The organism is Aurantimonas sp. 22II-16-19i, from assembly GCF_002088275.1.
GTDB lineage: Bacteria > Pseudomonadota > Alphaproteobacteria > Rhizobiales > Rhizobiaceae > Jiella.
Window position 1 is genome coordinate 46,433 of the sequence record NZ_AQQS01000012.1, and the last position, 15,136, is coordinate 61,568.

16 protein-coding genes are annotated in these 15,136 nt (G+C 67.2%); 11 read left to right on the forward strand and 5 right to left on the reverse strand.

Going from position 1 to position 15,136, the window contains the following annotated elements; translation table 11 throughout:
- Positions 1-200 precede the first annotated feature (200 nt).
- From ATO4_RS11635 to ATO4_RS11650, 4 genes are all read left to right on the forward strand, one after another.
- Positions 201-791: a fasciclin domain-containing protein gene (locus tag ATO4_RS11635; RefSeq protein WP_083591685.1), complete on the forward strand. Its 591-nt coding sequence runs from the start codon at positions 201-203 to the stop codon at positions 789-791.
- 410 nt (positions 792-1,201) lie between these two features.
- Positions 1,202-1,708, forward strand: a complete 507-nt coding sequence (gene msrB / locus ATO4_RS11640; protein ID WP_083591686.1) for a peptide-methionine (R)-S-oxide reductase MsrB — start codon at positions 1,202-1,204, stop codon at positions 1,706-1,708.
- A gap of 347 nt (positions 1,709-2,055) precedes the next feature.
- On the forward strand, positions 2,056-2,499 hold the full coding sequence (locus ATO4_RS11645) for an Hsp20 family protein (RefSeq protein WP_083591761.1): 444 nt from the start codon (positions 2,056-2,058) through the stop codon (positions 2,497-2,499).
- A gap of 36 nt (positions 2,500-2,535) precedes the next feature.
- Positions 2,536-2,790: a DUF1150 domain-containing protein gene (locus ATO4_RS11650; RefSeq protein ID WP_083591687.1), complete on the forward strand. Its 255-nt coding sequence runs from the start codon at positions 2,536-2,538 to the stop codon at positions 2,788-2,790.
- A 329-nt stretch (positions 2,791-3,119) separates the two neighbouring features.
- On the opposite strand, the gene ATO4_RS11655 is transcribed toward ATO4_RS11650, so the two are convergent.
- The 3 genes from ATO4_RS11655 to ATO4_RS11665 all read right to left on the reverse strand — a co-directional run bounded on the left by ATO4_RS11655 (position 3,120) and on the right by ATO4_RS11665 (position 6,094).
- Positions 3,120-3,905: an ATP-binding cassette domain-containing protein gene (locus tag ATO4_RS11655; RefSeq protein WP_083591688.1), complete on the reverse strand. Its 786-nt coding sequence runs from the start codon at positions 3,903-3,905 to the stop codon at positions 3,120-3,122.
- On the reverse strand, positions 3,902-4,987 hold the full coding sequence (locus ATO4_RS11660; RefSeq protein ID WP_083591689.1) for an ABC transporter permease: 1,086 nt from the start codon (positions 4,985-4,987) through the stop codon (positions 3,902-3,904). The genes ATO4_RS11655 and ATO4_RS11660 overlap by 4 nt, the downstream gene beginning before the upstream one ends.
- Positions 4,988-5,074: 87 nt before the next feature.
- Positions 5,075-6,094 (reverse strand): sugar ABC transporter substrate-binding protein, encoded by a 1,020-nt coding sequence (locus ATO4_RS11665; RefSeq protein ID WP_083591762.1) that lies wholly within the window; start codon positions 6,092-6,094, stop codon positions 5,075-5,077.
- A gap of 277 nt (positions 6,095-6,371) precedes the next feature.
- On the opposite strand from ATO4_RS11665, the gene ATO4_RS11670 reads away from it, so the two are divergent.
- From ATO4_RS11670 to ATO4_RS11680, 3 genes are all read left to right on the forward strand, one after another.
- Positions 6,372-7,601, forward strand: a complete 1,230-nt coding sequence (locus ATO4_RS11670; protein WP_083591690.1) for an ROK family transcriptional regulator — start codon at positions 6,372-6,374, stop codon at positions 7,599-7,601.
- A 237-nt stretch (positions 7,602-7,838) separates the two neighbouring features.
- Complete coding sequence (locus tag ATO4_RS11675; protein ID WP_083591691.1) at positions 7,839-8,270, forward strand: universal stress protein; 432 nt, start codon at positions 7,839-7,841, stop codon at positions 8,268-8,270.
- A gap of 70 nt (positions 8,271-8,340) precedes the next feature.
- A complete protein-coding gene (locus tag ATO4_RS11680; protein ID WP_245308705.1) occupies positions 8,341-9,957 on the forward strand; it encodes an alanine/glycine:cation symporter family protein in 1,617 nt (538 codons plus the stop codon).
- A 25-nt stretch (positions 9,958-9,982) separates the two neighbouring features.
- Here ATO4_RS11680 and ATO4_RS11685 read toward each other — a convergent pair whose 3' ends face one another.
- Positions 9,983-10,519 carry a DUF2585 domain-containing protein gene (locus tag ATO4_RS11685; RefSeq protein ID WP_245308713.1) on the reverse strand — a complete coding sequence of 179 codons (537 nt, stop codon included), beginning with the start codon at positions 10,517-10,519 and terminating at the stop codon, positions 9,983-9,985.
- A 206-nt stretch (positions 10,520-10,725) separates the two neighbouring features.
- Between ATO4_RS11685 and betI the strand changes: the two genes are divergently transcribed.
- The 3 genes from betI to nth are packed head-to-tail and all read left to right on the forward strand — an operon-like array spanning position 10,726 to position 13,714.
- Positions 10,726-11,331, forward strand: a complete 606-nt coding sequence (gene betI, locus ATO4_RS11690; RefSeq protein ID WP_245308706.1) for a transcriptional regulator BetI — start codon at positions 10,726-10,728, stop codon at positions 11,329-11,331.
- Positions 11,328-13,016: a choline dehydrogenase gene (gene betA, locus ATO4_RS11695; protein WP_083591693.1), complete on the forward strand. Its 1,689-nt coding sequence runs from the start codon at positions 11,328-11,330 to the stop codon at positions 13,014-13,016. The genes betI and betA overlap by 4 nt, the downstream gene beginning before the upstream one ends.
- A complete protein-coding gene (gene nth / locus ATO4_RS11700) occupies positions 13,016-13,714 on the forward strand; it encodes an endonuclease III (protein WP_083591694.1) in 699 nt (232 codons plus the stop codon). The genes betA and nth overlap by 1 nt, the downstream gene beginning before the upstream one ends.
- A gap of 116 nt (positions 13,715-13,830) precedes the next feature.
- Here nth and ATO4_RS11705 read toward each other — a convergent pair whose 3' ends face one another.
- Positions 13,831-14,178 (reverse strand): response regulator, encoded by a 348-nt coding sequence (locus ATO4_RS11705; RefSeq protein ID WP_083591695.1) that lies wholly within the window; start codon positions 14,176-14,178, stop codon positions 13,831-13,833.
- Positions 14,179-14,524: 346 nt separating this feature from the next.
- Between ATO4_RS11705 and petA the strand changes: the two genes are divergently transcribed.
- Positions 14,525-15,121 (forward strand): ubiquinol-cytochrome c reductase iron-sulfur subunit, encoded by a 597-nt coding sequence (gene petA, locus ATO4_RS11710; RefSeq protein WP_083591765.1) that lies wholly within the window; start codon positions 14,525-14,527, stop codon positions 15,119-15,121.
- The last annotated feature ends 15 nt before the right edge of the window (positions 15,122-15,136 follow it).

Below are 15,136 nucleotides of genomic sequence, written 5' to 3' on the forward strand. Positions count from 1 at the left end.
AATTGACGGCTTTGGCGTGACACAAGAAATTCAAGAGGATTTCGATTTCCCGAACTGGGCGTGAAGATATTTTATCGCCGTCGAGATATAAAGAATGCGTGAAAGTAACGTCACGCAACCGAACAGGCTTCCGGCTCGTATCTCCCACATCCTCCGCACCGGAGGTTCGAAACCATGTTTCAAACCGGGAGATTGTTCACATGCTGAAAATGATGATCCGCGCCGCGGCGCTCACCTCGATCCTCGCCGCCGGCTCGCTTGCCGCCGTGCCGTCCGCCTTGGCGCAGGCTGCCATGTCGAGCGGTGACATGCCGATGGTCGGCGGGGCCGCGATGGATCCGCAGAAGACGATCGTCGAGAACGCCTCGCAGGCCAGCAACCTCACCACCCTGGTCGCCGCCGTGAAGGCCGCCGGCCTGGCCGAGACGCTGGGCGGCGAGGGCCCCTTCACCGTTTTCGCCCCGACCAACGAAGCCTTCGCGAAGCTGCCCGCCGGCACGGTGGACGATCTCCTGAAGCCGGAGAACAAGGACCAGCTCGCCAAGATCCTGACCTATCATGTGGTCCCGGCCAAGGCGACGTCGGAAGCCGCCATGAAGATGATCGAGGATGACGGCGGCAAGCATCCGGCCAAGACCGTCGAGGGCGGCGAGATCACCCTCGGCATGGAGGGCGAGAGCATCGTCGTCATGGACGCCTCCGGCAACACGGCCACCGTCACCCAGGCCGATGTCATGCAGTCGAACGGCGTCGTCCACGTCATCGACACGGTGCTGATGCCGAAGAAGTAAAAGGCGGCGCTCCGGCCGCCATGCGCTCGCAGGGCGGTCGGACGCGCGACATCGTGAATTTGCCGGGGGCGGGGAGGGGTGTAACAACCACCACTCCGCCCCCGAACAGTCTTGTGACCGGGGAGGGTCGTGACGGATATGCGAGGCTTCCCCGTGCTGACGGCGCCAGCGCTAGACACCATCTGGTGGGCGTGGTCGCCGTTCGGAGTGGGGCGCCGGAGGGCCGGTGCAGTCACGCCCATAGCGGCACGAATCGGCTGGTGCTCCGGAAATCGGCGCGACGGCAGCCCGGGCGAGATGGTGGTTCGGCTGGATCACGGCGCCGCAAGACGATTGGGTCCCACGGGGCAAGGTTCGACGGGATAAGGCCCCGGGACAAGGCTCCCGTTACAAGGATGGAGTGACTGGCAATGATCAGACGCAATTTTCTGAAGGCGGGACTGGCTGCCGGTGTCGCCGCGATCGGTGGCATGGCCTTCCTGCGACAGGGCGCGGATGCGGCCGAAGGAGCGTTTCCCGTCAGCCGGAGCGAGGCCGAGTGGAAGAAGCTGCTGACGCCGGACCAGTTCGCCGTGCTGCGCCAGGAGGCGACGGAGCGGCCCTTCTCCAGTGCGCTCAACGACAACAAGAAGTCCGGCCTCTACGTCTGCGCCGGCTGCGACACGCCGGTCTATTCGTCGAAGGCGAAGTTCGATTCCGGCACCGGCTGGCCGAGCTTCTGGGAGCCCGTCTCGGCGACGGCGGTGGGCACGACGACGGACTACAAGCTGATCTATCCCCGCACCGAAGTCCATTGCGCGACTTGTGGCGGCCATCTCGGCCACGTCTTCAACGACGGGCCGAAGCCGACCGGCAAGCGCCATTGCATCAACGGCGTCGCGATGAACTTCAAGCCGGGTTCGACCGAGGCCTCGTGATCGCGGCGAGAGGCGCCAGCATCGCGCCTCGACCGTTCTGCTGGCCCGCCCGACCGGTGCGATCGGGCGGGCGCCCGCGTGCGTTCTGCCGGGCCGGGCGGCGTCGCGGCTGCCGGGATCGCCTTGCGGCCGGCAGGCAGCCTCCCGCCGGGTCTTCAACTGTCCCGTCGGCTCCCCTGCCGGCTCTTCAACTCTTGAGAACGATTTCAGCGCAGGATGTCTTCAAGCGCCTCCACTGACGTGGGAGCATTGAAGCGGCGCCCGCCCGACGCCATATCAGTGGTCGGACGGGGACGCCGGTTTCGGGCCCCGATCAGAGAAGTCGCTTGATCAAGGGCTTTCCACCGATGAGTCGCATGACGCCTTTTTCCAGCCCGTTGCTGCTTGGCTTCGACAGCGTCGAGAAGACGCTGGAGCGCATCGCCAAGGGCGGTGACGGTTACCCTCCCTACAATATCGAGCGTGTCCGCGCCCGCGACGGTGGGACGGATGGCTGTGACGCCGGCGGTCTCATCCGCATAACGCTCGCCGTCGCCGGCTTCCTGCCGGAGGACCTCGAGGTGACCGTCGAGGAGAACCAGCTTCTCATCAAGGGCCGCCAGAGCGACGAGGGCGAGCGCGAATACCTGCATCGCGGAATCGCCGCGCGGCAGTTCCAGAAATGCTTTCTGCTTGCCGATGGCATGCGGGTGATCGGCGCCGAGCTGAAGAACGGCCTCTTGCTGATCGATCTGGCCAAGCCCGAACCCGAACGCATCGTCAGGAGAATCGAGATCGCGGTCAACGATTGACCGGGTTTCGCGTTTGCCTTCACAAAGGAGACGATCATGAACGATCCTGTGACCACCCATACCGCCCCGTTCGACCTCGCGTCGCTGGGCGAAGGCCAGATCGCCTACATGCGCCAGATGAGCTCCGACGAGATGCGGGCCCGCTTTCCGGCCGCCAAGTCGATCCAGCCGGGCCTGAAGCTGTGGGCCCTGTTCGGCGCCGACGGCACGCCGCTGGCGGTGTCCGACGACCGCTCGAGCATTCTCGCCAGCGCCACGCAGAACGAGCTCCTGACCGTCAGCCTGCACTGACGGGCCCGAGTGTCGGCCCGCGCTGACGGGCCGTTCAAGGCGTCACGCCTCAAGCTGCGGGATGCGATCTTCACGACCGCATCCCCGCTGCGATCGATTTGTTTCGCGCGGCTTTGCGCTATCCCGACATCGCCATCACGACATCGCCCGCGACGGGAAGCCCACAGGGCTCTCCGCGCGGCGATGCCGTGTCTGGAGGCAGGGCCGAAACCGCGACGGTGCCGGGATCTGCACGCTGCGGCGAAATCGGGAAAACGCCGCCGACCTGACTGCCCGGCCCATTCGCCAGCGATCGGAGACGCCCGCCGGGCGACTCCGCCGCCCGCGTGTCAGGCCGCCATCATCGACGCCTCGGGCGTCTTCGCGCCGGTCATCAGCGCCACGGCGTCGTTCATTGAGGCGAGCTTCGGATCGATGACGCAGAGCCGCTTGCCGAGCCGGTGGACATGGATCCGGTCGGCGATCTCGAAGACATGCGGCATGTTGTGGGAGATCAGCACGATCGGCAGGCCGCGCGAGCGGACGTCCTGGATGAGTTCCAGCACCTTGCGCGATTCCTTCACCCCCAGTGCCGCCGTGGGCTCGTCGAGGATGATCACCTTCGAGCCGAAGGCCGCCGCCCGCGCCACCGCGACGCCCTGGCGCTGGCCGCCCGACAGCGTCTCCACCGCCTGGCCGATGTTCTGGATGGTCATCAGGCCGAGATCCGACAGCTTCTCCCGCGCGATCCGCTCCATCGCCTTGCGGTCGAGCATCCTCAGATACTTGCCGGCAAAGCCAGGCTTGCGGATCTCGCGGCCGAGGAACATGTTGTCGCCGATCGACAGCGCCGGGGAGAGCGCGAGGTTCTGGTAGACGGTCTCGATGCCGGCTTCCTTCGCCTCGATCGGCGAGGTGAAGCGCACCACCTCGCCATTCAGCCGGATCTCGCCCTCGTCGGGCACCACGGCGCCCGACAGCGTCTTGATCAGCGTCGACTTGCCGGCACCGTTGTCGCCGATGACCGCCAGGATCTCGCCCGGATAGAGGTCGAAATCCGCATGATCGATGGCGGTGACGCGGCCGTAGTGCTTGACGATGTTGCGGCCTGAGAGAATGGGCTGTCTGCCACTCATGCCGATATCCTCCGGATCCATTGGTCGAGGGCGACCGCCAGGATGATCAGGCAGCCCGAGGCGAACAGCACCCATTGCGGGTCGGCGCCGGCCAGCTTCAGTCCGGTCGCGAAGGTGCCGACGGTGAGGGCGCCGAAGAGCGAGCCGAGGATCGTTCCCCGGCCGCCGAACAGCGAGGTGCCGCCGATCACCACCGCGGCGATGGAATCGAGATTGGCCTCGGCGAAGGAGGACGGCGAGATCGATCCGACCCGGCCGATCGCGGCCCAGGCGGCGACGGCGGCGATCAGGCCGGCGACGACATAGACCGAGAACACCACCTTGTCGGATCGCACGCCCGCCAGATCGGCCGCCTGCTTGTCGTCGCCCACCGCGTAGACGTGGCGGCCCCACGCCGTCTGCCGCATGATGTAGGAGAACAGGGCGAAGATCGCGATCATCAGGACGACGGCGTAGATGATCGGCGCGCCGAGGATCGTCGGCTGCCAGCCGAAGATCGAGACCCGCTCGCCGAACAGCTTGAGCAGCGGGGCGGCGGCATCGATGTCCTGGCTGCGGATCGATTGCGACCCGGTATAGAGATAGACGGTGGCGAGCACGATCTGCCACATGCCGAGGGTGACGATGAAGGGTGGCAGCTTCACCCGCGTCACCAAAAGGCCGGAAATGCCGCCGAGGCCCATGCCGACGAAGAAGCCGCCGATGAGCGCCACCGGGGCCGGCAGCCCGTAGGTGACGGCGAGATGTCCCATGGCGACGTAGCTCAGCACCATCACCGCGCCGATCGACAGGTCGATGCCGGCCGTCAGGATCACCAGCGTCTGGGCGCAGGCGAGAATCCCGACGATCGAGACCTGCTCGAGCGTGATCTTGATGGCAAGGCCGTTGATCAGCCGCCCGTCGGTGGCGATGGCGAAGACCACGACCGATGCCAGGAGGATGAGCACCGGCACGAGGGTCGGGTTGTTGTGGAGCAGGTGCTGGATCTGGCCGAGCAGGGACCGCTTCGATCGCTCGAAGACCGGCGTGCTCGTGTCCGCCCCACGGGCGACATGCTCGTGATCGGTTTGTTCGCTGACCATCCTCGCCTCTTTCGCTGGTCGGGCAGGCGCGCGGGAACGTCGCCGCGCACCTGCCGTCTCGACTTAAGGTTCAGTCTTGCGGGGCGATCAGCCCCAGCAGCGGTCGAGGCCTTCCTGGACCGAGATCGACGGGACGCCGTCGACCGGCTTGTCGGTGACGAGGTTGACGCCGGTGTTGGTGAAGTCGAGGCCTTCCGAGGCCTTCGGCTTCTCCCCGGTCTCGGCGAACTTGGCGATCGCCTGGATGCCGAGGCGGGCCATGTCGAGCGGATACTGCTGGGAGGTCGCGCCGATGATGCCCTCCTGGACGTTCTTGACGCCGGGGCAGCCGCCATCGACCGAGACGATCAGCACCTCGCCGGCGCGGCCCGCCGACTGCAGGGCCTCGTAGGCGCCGGCCGCGGCCGGCTCGTTGATCGTGTAGACGACGTTGATCTCGGGATCCTTCAGGAGAAGGTTCTCCATCGCCCGCAAGCCGCCTTCCTCGTTGCCCTGGGTGACCTCGTGGCCGACGACGCGCGGGTCGGTCTCGTCGCCCCAGCGCTTCTTGTCGCCGGTGTCGATGCCGAAGCCCTCGAGGAAGCCCTGGTCGCGCAGGACGCCGACGGTGGGCTGGCTCTCGTTGAGATCGAGCATGGCGATCTTGGCGTTGGCGGGATCTTCGACGCTGGCCTTCGCCCAGGCGCCGATCAGGCGGCCGGCCTCGAAGTTGTCGGTGGCGAAGGTCGCATCGGCAGCATCGACGGGGTCGAGCGGGGTATCCAGCGCGATCACCAGGATGCCGCGCTCGCGGGCGCGCTTCACCACGTCGGTGATCGCCGCCGTATCCGATGCGGTGATCAGGATGCCCTTGGCGCCGTCGGCGATGCAGGTCTCGACGGCGTTGACCTGGCTCTCATGGTCGCCATCGACCTTGCCGGCATAGGCCGACAGCTTGATCCCGAGCTTCTCCGCCTCGGCGCTGGCGCCCTCTTTCATCTTGACGAAGAAGGGGTTGATGTCAGTCTTGGTGATCAGGCAGGCGCTGATATCGCCGCTCTGGGCGAGGGCCGGCGCTGCGAAGGCGCAGGCGGACGACAGGATCGAACCTGCAATCAGGGTGCGGATGTTCACGTGATTTCCTCCCGAAACCGTTGATGGCGCCAGATTGCTCCAGCGTCGGACGATCGACCTCCAATCGATCGGTGGCAGGCAGGGAACACCAGAGCCAGGCAGATGTCAACAATTATAATTCAGATGGATTTATTTATCCGGACATGTAAGCTCGGCCCACGGGTGGTTGTGCTTTCGATGCGATGATAGCCTTGCTTCGGCGATTCCTGCGCGCTCCCCGTTCCACATGGCCGGAGCGGCGAGGGCGCCGGGCGGCGCCGGGAGGATCGCGATGGACACACCGGAGACAGGCATGGCGGGGCGTGGGGCAGACGCTGCCGAAAGCCGCATGCGCGGCTCCAACCAGTCCGGCCTCAGGGCCCACAACAAGCGGGCCGTGCTGTCGCTGATTCGCCGCAACGGCCGCCTCGCCAAGGCCGAGATCGCCCGGCGAACCGGGCTTTCGCCGCAGACCGCCTCGGTGATCATGCGCGCGCTGGAGGCCGAGGAGCTGGTGCTTCGGGACCAGCCGCAGCGCGGCCGCGTCGGCCAGCCGTCGATCCCGATGCGGCTCAATCCCGACGGCGCCTTCGCGCTCGGGCTGAAGATCGGCCGGCGGTCGGTCGACCTCGTTCTGATGGACTTCATCGGGCGAATCAGAGGGCACGAACGGGTCGCCTACAGCGTTCCGCGGCTGCGCCAGGTGCTCGATTTCGTCGCCGTCGCCGAACCCAAGCTCCGGGCGCTGCTGCCGGCGAAGCTCGCCGGCCGGGTCACCGGTCTCGGCGTGGCGCTGCCGTACGAACTCTGGTCCTGGGCCGACGAGATCGGCGCGCCTGCCGGCACGATGGAGGAATGGCGCGACCTCGACGTGCCGGCGGCGCTCGCCTCCGTGACCGATCTCACCGTCAACGTCGCCAACGACGCGACGGCGGCCTGCGCCGCCGAGAACGTCTTCGGCTCCACCCGCTCGGCCGACTTCGTCTATTTCTTCGTCGGCGCCTTCGTCGGCGGCGGCATCGTGATGAACGGCGATCTCGTCTCCGGCCGGCTCGGCAATGCCGGGGCGGTCGGCTCGATGCCGGTGCCGCGCGAGGACGGCGGCCATGCCCAGCTGATCAACTTCGCCTCGCTGCATCTCCTCGAGAAGATGTACGAGGCGGAAGGCGGCAACCCGCTCGCTTTGTGGCGCGGGGAGGTGTCGTGGGAGAGCTTCGGCCCGCTGCTCGACCGCTGGCTCGAGACGGCGGCCTACGGTCTCGCCCATGCGATCGTCTCGGCCTGCTCGATCTACGATTTCGAATCCGCCGTCATCGACGGGCGCTTTCCCGCCGGCGTGCGCAGCCGCCTGGTCGAGGCCACCGCGACGGCCATCACGCGGATCAACCGCCAGGGGCTCTCGCCGGTGGCGATCCGGGCCGGCACGATGGGCATCGACGCCCGTGAGATCGGCTCGGCGAGCCTGCCCTTCTTCGCCCATTACCTGCTCGACCATCAGGTCTTCCTGACCGAAGCGGACTAGCCGGAGAGGCTGTTCGCGCGGCCAGCCGGGACGTTGCACCGGGGAAGGACCGAGAACCGTCTCCGGGAGGCCGCGCGGTCGGCGGTTCCTTCCGCACGGCCCGCGGCGCCGCTCGCTGCCCGTCTTTTCGGCACTCCTCTGCCCTGCCCAGTCGTGTTGCCATTTGCGAAATTGATGGTACCGTAACCAGAATTGATGGAGGGACAGAGGCTTCGGCCCGATTGTGACAGGTGGCACATGGCCAGCGAGACTTTCGTCGTCGCCTATGACGGCACCGACCGGACCGTCGTCGACTATGCCGCCAGGCGCGCCGAAGCGAGCGGCGCGGCCCTCTGCCTGATCCACGTGCTGCAGTGGTCCCCTTACAGCTTTCTCACCCCCCAGGAACTGGACGAGCGCCGGATGCGCCGGCGCCAGGAGCTCGAGCGGGCGAAGACCGCCCTGGTCGATCCGATCGTCGCCGAGCTGCAGGCGGCGGGGCTGACGGTCGAGGGCGAGATCCGCTTCGGCTCCCCCACCGCCGTCATTCTCGAGGTCGCCCGCGACCGGGGCGCCTGCCAGATCTTCGTCGGACGCACCGGCAAGTCGGGCCTCGAGAACAAGATCTTCGGCAGCGTCACGCTGGGCCTCGCCCAGGCCGCGACGATCCCGACGGTCATCGTTCCGTGACACCGCAGGGCGACGCCGCCCCGCTCCGGACGGCCGCGTGGCGGTCGCCGTGTTCCTGAGGATACCGCCCATGCGCCTCGTCAGCCGCTGCCTGAGCCCGTTCGTCTTCATGGCCCTTGGCGTCGGCACGGCCAGGGCGCAGGAGGAGGCCGCGGCCGGCAACACGGCGACGATTGACGCGATGGTCGACGGCATCGTCGGGCCTGTGACCAAGCCCTTCGTCGACTTCATCTTCGCCGCGATCCCGGGCACCGACCTTCCCTGGATCGTGCTCTGGCTGATCACCGCGGCGGCGATCTTCACCGTCTATTTCGGCTTCGTGCAGTTCCGCATGGTGCCCCATGCGATCCAGCTGGTGCGCGGCCACTACACCTCGCCAGAGGCGGCCGGCGAAGTGACGCATTTCCAGGCGCTGGCGACGGCGGTCTCCGGCACGGTCGGCCTCGGCAACATCGCCGGCGTCGCCGTCGCGGTCTCGATCGGCGGGCCGGGCGCGACCTTCTGGATGATCCTGTCGGGCCTCCTCGGCATGGCGTCGAAATTCACCGAATGCACCCTCGGCGTGAAGTACCGCACCGAATATGACGACGGCCGCGTCTCGGGCGGCCCGATGCACTACCTGAAGAAGGGCATGGCGGAGATCGGCCACACCACCCTCGGCAAGGTGCTCGCCGTCTGCTTCGCGGTCTGCTGCGTCCTCGCCTCCTGGGGCGGCGGCAACATGTTCCAGGCCAACCAGGCCCATGCGCAGCTTGTGGTGATCACCGGCGGCGAGGCGAGCTTCCTTGCCGATCGCGGCTGGATCACCGGCCTCGTCATGGCGGTGGTTGTCTTCCTCGTCATCGTCGGCGGCATCAAGTCGATCGCAAGGGTGACGGAGAAGCTCGTGCCCTTCATGGGCATCCTCTATCTCGGCGCCGCCCTGATCGTCATCCTTGCCAATGTCGACCAGCTGGGCACCGCCTTCGCGGAGATCTTCGAGGGCGCCTTCACCGGGCTCGGCGTCGCCGGCGGGCTGGTCGGCGCGCTGATCCAGGGGCTGCGGCGGGCGACGTTTTCCAATGAAGCCGGCATCGGTTCGGCGGCGATCGCCCATTCGGCGGTGCAGACCAAGCACCCGGTGACCGAGGGCTTCGTCTCGATGCTGGAGCCGTTCATCGACACGGTGATCATCTGCACGGCGACGGCGCTGGTCATCACCATCTCCGGCGTCCTGCAGCAGGACCCGGCGACGGGGCTGTATGTCTGGGACGAGGCGGCGGGGCAGATCGCCACCGCCAACAACCTGTCCGGCGTCGAGCTGACCTCGGCCGCCTTCGGCACGCGGATCGGCTGGTTCCCCTATGTGCTGGCGGTGGCGGTCGTGCTCTTCGCCTTCTCGACGATGATTTCCTGGTCCTATTACGGCGTGAAGGCCTGGTGCTTCCTGTTCGGCGACACCTACGCCTCCGAGTTGGTCTACAAGGTGCTGTTCTGCCTGTTCGTCGTCCTGGGGGCCGCGGTCAGCCTCGGCGCGGTGCTCGACTTCTCCGACGCCTCGCTCTTTGCCATGGGCATCTTCAACATCGTCGGCCTCTACTTCCTGATGCCGATCGTGAAGCGGGAGATGACGACCTACATGGCCAAGCTGCGCGGCGGCGAGATCCCCAAATATGCCGGAACGTCCGCCGCGGCCGGAAAGGCGTGAAGCCGCCGTCTTCCACTGGCAGGCTTCAGGCGCCGCCCTGCCAGGTCTTCACGGCCTCGATCGGCCAGAGCAGCATCAGGACGTTGAGCGTCAGGTTGTCGCGGATCATGAAGCCGACGAAGAGCTCGAGCCCGATGGCGATCAGGACGGTCAGCCACACCGGCAGCCTGCTCGCCAGAAAGAAGCCGAGCGCCATGAAGCCGATGTCGGACACCGAGTTGAGGATCGAATCGCCGGCATAGTCCAGCGAGATCGTCGTCTCGCGATAATGCTGGATCACCGCATCGGTGTTCTCCGCGATCTCCCAGGCGCATTCGACGACGAGCGCCAGGATGAGCCGGGGCGCAAAGCTAAAGCGGCGCATCGCCAGCCAGGTCGCGCCGAAGAACAGGAAGCCGTGGATCAGATGCGAGGCCGAATACCAGTCCGACAGGTGCTGCGAGTTCTCCTCGCTGTTCACCGCGCCCCACCACAGCTTGACCTCGCCGCAGGGGCAGATCGGGTTGCGGCCCATGGCGTAGAGGATGGCCGCCGTCGCGGCGACGACGGCGAGCGCGATCAGGAGATGGGCGAGGAGCGGGCCGGGCCGGGCGGACGATGCGGTGGACGAATGGGGCAAGGAGCACACCTTCAAGCGGGATGACGGCTCGGCTCGGGGCGGGCCATCGGGCTCCATAGCCGGCTTTCAATCCCAGGCAAACATCGCCGTGCCGTTGCTTCGGCCAGAAATTGATTGACTGATCAATCAATCCCCCTATCTTGGGGCCCATGTCCAGTTCCGATCGCCGCATCCCCGGCCGCCCTTCCGTCGAGGCGGCGCGCCGCGAAGCCGTCGTCGCCGCCGCCATCGCGGCGATCGACGAAGCTGGTTCGCTCGACGTGACGGTGGCCGGCATCGCCGCCCGCGCCGGCATCTCGCCGGCCCTCATCCACCATTACTTCGGCACCAAGGACGACGTGCTGATCGCGGCGATGCGCACCCTCCTGCGCCGCTACCGCCTCGAGGTGACGCGGCGGCTGACCGAGGCGCAGAGCCCGCGCGAGCGGGTCGCCGCGGTGATCACGGCGAGTTTCGCCCCCAGCCAGTTCAGCCAGGAGTCGATCTCGGCCTGGCTGGTCTTCTATCTCTATGCCCGCCGCTCAGGGGAAGCTGCGCGGCTCCTGCGGGTCTATTTCCGAAGGCTCGAGACCAATCTCGTCTCGGCGCTGAAGCCGCTGGTCGGCCAGCCCCGCGCTTCCCGCATCGCCGCCGGGGCCGGCGCGATGATCGACGGCGTCTGGCTGCGCCAGGCCCTCACCCCCCTCACGCAACCCGATCCCTCCAGCGCCGCCGCAATGGTCGGGCGCTTCATCGACGCGGAGCTCGACGCATGAAGACCATCGACGAAGCCGACTACGTCATCGTCGGATCCGGCTCGGCCGGCTCGGCCATGGCCAACCGCCTGTCCGAGGACGGCCGCTATCAGGTACTGGTGCTGGAGGCCGGTGGCACCGACGCCGGCCCGTTCATCCAGATGCCGGGCGCCCTGTCGTTTCCGATGAACATGCGCCGCTACGACTGGGGCTTCGTCGCCGAGCCGGAGAAGACGCTGGCCGGCCGCCGTCTCGTCACCCCGCGCGGCCGGGTCATCGGCGGTTCCTCCTCGATCAACGGCATGGTCTATGTGCGCGGCCACGCCCTCGACTATGAGCACTGGGCGGCGAGTGGGGCGACCGGCTGGGCCTATGCCGACGTGCTTCCCTATTTCAAGCGCATGGAAAACTTCCATGGCGGCGCCGGGCGCGGCGTCGACCCGGCCTGGCGGGGCACCTCCGGACCGCTGCACGTCAAGAACGGCGACATGCAGAACCCGCTCTATGAGGCCTTCATCGAGGCGGGGCGCCAGGCCGGCTATCCCGTCACCGAGGACTACAACGCCGAGAAGCAGGAGGGCTTCGGCCCGATGCAGCAGACGATCTGGCAGGGGCGCCGCTGGTCGGCCGCCAACGCCTATCTGCGCGATGCCCTGAAGCGCGACAACTGCCGGCTCGTCCATGGTCACGCGCTGCGGGTCGAGATCGACCGCAGGACGGGGCGCGCCAGCGGCGTCGTCGTCGGCTCGGGCAGGCGCGTTTCGGGCCTCATCAAGGCGCGGCGCGAGGTGGTGCTGGCGGCGGGCTCGATCAACTCGCCGATGCTCCTCATGCATTCGGGCATCGGCGATCCGGCCGAACTCTCCCGCCACGGCATCGACGTCGTCGCGCCGCGCTCCGGCGTCGGCCGGAACCTGCAGGATCACCTGGAACTCTACATCCAGGAGACCTGCATCCAGCAGATCACCCTCAACGGCTATCTCGGCCTCTTCACCAAGGGGCGGGTCGGCCTCGAATGGATGATGCTCCACACCGGCTACGGCGCCACCAATCACTTCGAGGCCGCCGCCTTCATCCGCTCGGACGCCGGCATCGAGTATCCCGACATCCAGTACCACTTCCTGCCCGGCGCCATCCGCTATGACGGCAAGGCGGCGGCGCCCGGCCACGGCTACCAGTCCCATGTCGGACCGATGCGCTCGAAATCGCGGGGCGAGCTGCGCCTGAAGAGCTCCGATCCGACCGCCGCGCCGTCGATCCGCTTCAACTACATGTCCCATCCGGACGATTGGGCCGAGTTCCGCAAGGCGATCCGCCTGACCCGCGAGATCTACGCGCAGGAGGCCTTTTCTCCCTATCGCGGGCCTGAGATCCAGCCGGGCGCCGATGCGACCAGCGACGAGGATCTCGACCGGTTCGTCTCCGAGCACGCCGAGAGCGCCTATCACCCCTGCGGGACGGCGCGAATCGGCGCGGCCGACGATCCCCTGGCAGTGGTCGATCCGCAATGCCGGGTGATCGGCGTCGAGAACCTGCGGGTGGCGGATTCCTCGATCTTCCCGCGCATCACCAACGGCAATCTCAACGGCCCGTCGATCATGGTGGGCGAGAAGGCCGCCGACCACATCCTCGGCGATGGCATGCTGACGCCCGAGCCGCAGCTGAAGCCCTGGATCCATCCCGACTGGCAGGCCCGGCAGCGCTGATGGCGGCACGGGCGGCGGGACGCGGAGCGGCGGCCGGCCCGGGCGCCGGCGCACTCAGTGCCGGCGAGATCGACGCCGTCTTCCGCCGCCTCGCGGGTCACATGCCCGGCCGCACATCCACGGCGAAAGGCCCCAAGGACCAGCCGGACCCGTTCCGCTCGCTGGTCTCCTGCCTTCTGTCGGCCCAGAGCCGCGACGCGAATACCGCAGCGGCAACCGCCGCCCTGTTCGCCTTAGCGACGACGCCGGAAGCGATGCTGCGCCTGACCGAGGCGGAAATTGCCACCGCGATCAGGCCCTGCGGCCTCTACAACACCAAGGCGCGGAACATCCGGCGGCTCTGCCGCACGCTCGTCGAGGATCTGGCGGGGACGGTGCCACGCAGCCGGGAAGGCCTGATGGCGCTTCCCGGGATCGGCCGCAAATGCGCCGACATCGTCCTCAGCTTCACCTTCGACGAAGACGTCATCGCCGTCGACACCCATGTCCACCGGGTGGCCAACCGCATCGGCCTGACGGCGGCCAGGGGTGCCGACGAGACGGCGCGCCAGTTGGCCGTGGCGGCGCCTGCATGGGCGCTCCGCGACGGGCATTTCTGGCTGATCCAATTCGGCAAGGCGGTGTGCGTGGCGCGGCGGCCGAAATGCGAGACCTGCTTCCTCAACGACCTCTGCCGCTACGATCGCCTGACGCAGTGAGGCGCAAGCGGCGTTCGAACAGCCGTCATCATTGGACCGCCGGCGCGAGAGGCGTGCCGGTGGTCCAATGATGACCCTGCGCAACAGATGTCGATGTCGGGATGCGCGACGCTCGTTCAGGCGGCAAGCGGCAGCACGGCCTCGATCTCGTCCGGCTGGAACGGCTTGTTCACCTGCGGGCAGTCCTGCAGATCGCCGGGAATCGCTTCGGTCGTCGCCGAGACGAAGCAGAACGGCACCTTCGCGGCCATCAGCAGCCGGGCGACGGGGATCGAGGTCGATCCGTCGCGTCCGAGTTGCAGATCGAGCAGCGCGAAGTCGATGTCGTGGCCGGCCTTCTTCACGTAGTCCAGCGCGTCGGCCAGCGTTCCGGTAACGAAGACGCTGCCGTGCAAGTGCTCGCTGACGATTGCCTCGAGATCCACGGCAATGATCGGTTCGTCTTCCAGAATGAGTATGGTCATGTCTTTGTCCTTCCTTCCCGGGCAAATGACCCGGCCAGGATTTGGTTGCGCTGCGATAGATGAACGCGTTCAATTCGGCGCGATTTCGCCAGAGCCGGTTAACGACGACCTTTTCCCACCCGTCCGGACCTGCAATCGCCGGGAAGCGGTGCAGCGACACGTTGCCCCGCGCTGCGGGTCGGCACTGGACAAGGGGGAAGGTTCGCGCATAGAAACGCTCCAATCATCGCGGTGGGGGGCCGTCGAGAATGTTCGTCCGACGGACATCCCCGCATCGCAGCAAGGTTGATGTCGACAAAGGACCACCCGGCGAACCCGGTTGGTCCTCGAGGGAGTGCTAGCGACCGTGAGCGTCCACGATACCGCCGAACCGAATCGCCGGGATTTTCTCTACATCGCGACGGGTGCCGTCGCGGCCGTGGGGGCAGCGGCTGCCGTCTGGCCGTTCATCGACCAGATGAACCCGGACGCCGCGACGCTGGCCCTGGCCGAAATCGAGGTCGACGTCAGCCAGGTTGCCGAAGGCCAGTCGATCACCGCCAAATGGCGCGGCAAGCCGGTCTTCATCCGCCAGCGCACGGCGCAGGAGGTCGAGGAGGCCAAGGGCGTCGCATTGTCGGATCTCAAGGACCCGATCGCCCGCAACGCCAATCTCCCGGCCGACGCACCGGCGACCGACATCAACCGCGTGATGGGCGCCGGCTCTCCGGGCGGTGGCGCCGACCTGCCGGCCGGCCGCGAACAGTGGCTCGTGATGATCGGCGTCTGCACCCATCTCGGCTGCATTCCGAACGGCCAGGCCGGCGACTACGGCGGCTGGTTCTGCCCGTGCCATGGCTCGCACTACGACACGGCCGGCCGCATCCGGTTCGGCCCGGCGCCGGAGAACATGGCGATCCCGCCATTCGAATTCACCAGCGACACTGTCATTCGTATCGGCTGACTGGGGGGCAGCACA

Coding starts and splice junctions, on each gene's coding strand:
- ATO4_RS11635 (WP_083591685.1), top strand. CDS start 201: ATGCTGAAAATGATGATCCGCGCCGCGGCGCTCACCTCGATCCTCGCC.
- msrB (WP_083591686.1), top strand. CDS start 1,202: ATGATCAGACGCAATTTTCTGAAGGCGGGACTGGCTGCCGGTGTCGCC.
- ATO4_RS11645 (WP_083591761.1), top strand. CDS start 2,056: ATGAGTCGCATGACGCCTTTTTCCAGCCCGTTGCTGCTTGGCTTCGAC.
- ATO4_RS11650 (WP_083591687.1), top strand. CDS start 2,536: ATGAACGATCCTGTGACCACCCATACCGCCCCGTTCGACCTCGCGTCG.
- ATO4_RS11655 (WP_083591688.1), bottom strand. CDS start 3,905: ATGAGTGGCAGACAGCCCATTCTCTCAGGCCGCAACATCGTCAAGCAC.
- ATO4_RS11660 (WP_083591689.1), bottom strand. CDS start 4,987: ATGGTCAGCGAACAAACCGATCACGAGCATGTCGCCCGTGGGGCGGAC.
- ATO4_RS11670 (WP_083591690.1), top strand. CDS start 6,372: ATGGACACACCGGAGACAGGCATGGCGGGGCGTGGGGCAGACGCTGCC.
- ATO4_RS11675 (WP_083591691.1), top strand. CDS start 7,839: ATGGCCAGCGAGACTTTCGTCGTCGCCTATGACGGCACCGACCGGACC.
- ATO4_RS11680 (WP_245308705.1), top strand. CDS start 8,341: ATGCGCCTCGTCAGCCGCTGCCTGAGCCCGTTCGTCTTCATGGCCCTT.
- betI (WP_245308706.1), top strand. CDS start 10,726: ATGTCCAGTTCCGATCGCCGCATCCCCGGCCGCCCTTCCGTCGAGGCG.
- betA (WP_083591693.1), top strand. CDS start 11,328: ATGAAGACCATCGACGAAGCCGACTACGTCATCGTCGGATCCGGCTCG.
- nth (WP_083591694.1), top strand. CDS start 13,016: ATGGCGGCACGGGCGGCGGGACGCGGAGCGGCGGCCGGCCCGGGCGCC.
- ATO4_RS11705 (WP_083591695.1), bottom strand. CDS start 14,178: ATGACCATACTCATTCTGGAAGACGAACCGATCATTGCCGTGGATCTC.